This is a genomic window from Stenotrophomonas sp. GD04054 (genome assembly GCF_029836955.1).
Taxonomy (GTDB): domain Bacteria; phylum Pseudomonadota; class Gammaproteobacteria; order Xanthomonadales; family Xanthomonadaceae; genus Stenotrophomonas; species Stenotrophomonas maltophilia_A.
This window is the reverse complement of record NZ_JAOECR010000099.1, coordinates 1-2,669: the sequence shown is the minus strand read 5'-3', so window position 1 is coordinate 2,669 and position 2,669 is coordinate 1. Positions and strand designations below refer to the sequence as shown.

Below are 2,669 nucleotides of genomic sequence, written 5' to 3'. Positions count from 1 at the left end.
GTCAATGTCTCGCATGGTGGTCATCAAGTGGAAATGGGGGTTGTCTCCACCGATGTGATGGAAAGCAATCGTTGCGCACATGCCCCGGTCAACGAACTCTTTTTGGACGAACGCACGGGCCAGCGTGGCACACTGCTGGGGGGTCAGTTCGCGGGGTAGAGCAATGTCGAACTCACGGCAAAGTTGTGCGTCTTTGCGCTTCTCGATGGTCTCAACATTGGACCACAACTGAGCCGGGTCCGATGCCCAAGCCGGAGCGTTGTCGGGGGCAAGTGTCAGCGAGCCAGACACACCACCCTTGCGGCTGAAATCATGGGTCAACCCAGTGCGAGGATCTTCCAACGAAACGCCAAGGCGATAGGCAGCAGCAGCAACGGACGAACGTCCTTCGCTGCGCTTTATCACCTGTGCGTGGAGGTGGAAGATTGCCATGTTTTGCTGTTGCTCCTGTTGTGGTTTTTGCTTTGCTCTTAGCCCCGCAGGGCGCACACATCGCGAAGCGATGTATAAGTGCGCTATTGCTGGTGCTTCGCTTCGCTCTGCGCAATAGATTTTGGGCTGCTCGCTTCGCTCGCTTGCGCCCCTCTTTCATTCAAGCAGGCTTTGCGATTTCGTCAATGCAGTCTTGCCAGCGTCGGATTTTTTGTTACTCGTTAGGGAACATCACAACGAGGAAAAAAATCCATGACGACTAAAACACCAAGCCAACGCATTGCCCTGCTCGAAGCGAAGTTAGCGAGAGCCAAGGCCGACGAACGCAAGCAACGAACACGGCGGCTCATCGAAGTGGGCGCAATGCTGGAACCACTCGGCGAACGGGTAGCCGCTCTGACCGCTGAGCAACGGAAATATTTCATCAGTCGAGTGCTGGCCAACTGGGAAGCCTTGATGGGAACCAAGGGGAACAATCAGCACCAGGGCGATGCGTAAGCAGTGCCCTAGTGCGTCCTGCAGCCGCCATTTTTCGTGATGCGCCCGATTTTGGTTTTCCTACACCCAAAAGCGGGTATGGCTTTCCTCAACCCCGGAAAAGCCCCCTTCGGGGCTGGGGGAGGGGGTAAGGTTTTCCCTACACCGGGGACCCCCAAGAGCGCTCTATACCGGATATGGTTCAATGCCTACTTGACAACCTGAACGAATGAGTTAGGTTGGGTGAAGGCCAAAAAAAACCCCGCAACCGCTGGAACGGTCCGGGGCTATGGCGTCACCTGATTGAGAGGTTCCGCATGTCACCACCCTACCAACCCGCCCTGTTTGAGTCCAGCCTTCCAAAATGGCTGGCCTGCACCGATGAACTGGCTGCCGGCATCCAGCACCACCCCCGCCAGAAGGCCCTCAAACGGGCCTACATCGACCCCAACCCCTCGGCGCTGGTTTGGGCCATGGTGTTCGACGTGGACCGCCCAGAGGCCGCTACAGCGTGGCAGGACGCCCCTACGGAGTGCCCTCGGCCCAACTGGGTCACCCAGAACCCCCGGAACGGTCATGCGCATCTGGGCTACGTGCTGGCCTCTCCGGTGTCTAGGACACTGAAAGCACGGGCGACCCCTCAACGGTTCTTGGCTCGCATCCAGCACGGCTTGACCATGGCCCTCGATGCGGACAGGGCCTACACCCACCGGCTGACCAAGACCCCCGACCATCCCACCTGGCGCACATTTTGGGAGCGCCCTGACCCCTACGAGCTGGGGGAGTTACGTGACTACCTTGGCGACCGTCTGCCGCTGCGTATCGCACGACTGGAAGCGGTGGGGGAGGGGAGGAACGTCACGCTGTTCGATGGCCTGCGGAAGTGGGCATATCGAGCACGGTTGGGCTACTCGGATTGGCACCTGTGGGAGCGTGCTTGTCGCTCCCACGCTGACGCCTTAAACGCCTTTGCCAGCCCACTCACAACACGAGAAGCGCATCAGGTGGCCAAGAGCGTTGCCAAGTGGACGTGGACCAACATCACGCCAACCGCTTTTTCAAAAATACAGGCAGAAAGAGGAAGCCAGAACGGAGCGAATAAAAAAATCGCTGCGATGGATTTCACCGCTGAAATTGTGAGGTATGCCCGATGATGCCCGTTCGCCAAAAACGAAAAAAAACCGCCAAGGAAGTCGCCAAACATTTTGGCGTATCGGAACGCACTGTCCGCAACCACATGGCGGAGGAACGGGACACCTACGAAGCCCGAGCAGACTACCGGCGCAATCTGGCCGGGACCATGCGAGCGCAAGGGAAATCATGGGCTGAAATCGCCGCGGCGGTTGGGGGCAGCGAATGGTCTGCCCGTGCGTTGGTGAGGCGCTATCGCACCTCACTGGCGGAGCCTACCGGCCCCGCCCCATCCCCCACCCCTTGCGGGGCGGGGTTGTGATGGGAGGGGAAGGGGAAAGGCCCTGACGGGCCACCCTCCGGGCTTTGAGCATGGTTACGAGGTCCACCATCACCCTGCGGAACCGGTCAACAACCACACCACGGGCCTGCATGGCGAACGCCTTCGGCCCTTGATGTTGGGTCGGTTCGCGGTCGATGCCTTGGGCCTTCAACGAGCGGTGGTCAATGCGTGCTGGTGAGTTGGCCAAGGTCAACGCATGGTTGGCATAGCGTGCCCATTCGGCTCGCCAATGGTCTAGGTATTGCTTGTCATTCCAGTCACGGTTTTTATTTTTGAACCCGTTCTG

Annotated in this window: 4 protein-coding genes; 2 read left to right on the top strand and 2 right to left on the bottom strand. The window is 58.9% G+C overall.

The window, feature by feature from the left end; translation table 11 throughout:
- Nucleotides 1-432 (bottom strand): MobA/MobL family protein (locus tag N7573_RS22265; protein ID WP_279943298.1); only part of this gene is annotated, 432 nt, incomplete at its 3' end.
- 252 nt (nucleotides 433-684) lie between these two features.
- On the opposite strand from N7573_RS22265, the gene N7573_RS22260 reads away from it, so the two are divergent.
- Nucleotides 685-930 carry a hypothetical protein gene (locus tag N7573_RS22260; RefSeq protein WP_020020211.1) on the top strand — a complete coding sequence of 82 codons (246 nt, stop codon included), beginning with the start codon at nucleotides 685-687 and terminating at the stop codon, nucleotides 928-930.
- Nucleotides 931-1,148: 218 nt separating this feature from the next.
- Nucleotides 1,149-2,063 carry a replication initiation protein gene (locus N7573_RS22255; protein ID WP_279943297.1) on the top strand — a complete coding sequence of 305 codons (915 nt, stop codon included), beginning with the start codon at nucleotides 1,149-1,151 and terminating at the stop codon, nucleotides 2,061-2,063.
- A gap of 252 nt (nucleotides 2,064-2,315) precedes the next feature.
- On the opposite strand, the gene N7573_RS22250 is transcribed toward N7573_RS22255, so the two are convergent.
- Nucleotides 2,316-2,669: MobA/MobL family protein (locus N7573_RS22250; RefSeq protein WP_279943296.1), on the bottom strand; the 354-nt coding region annotated here is incomplete at its 5' end.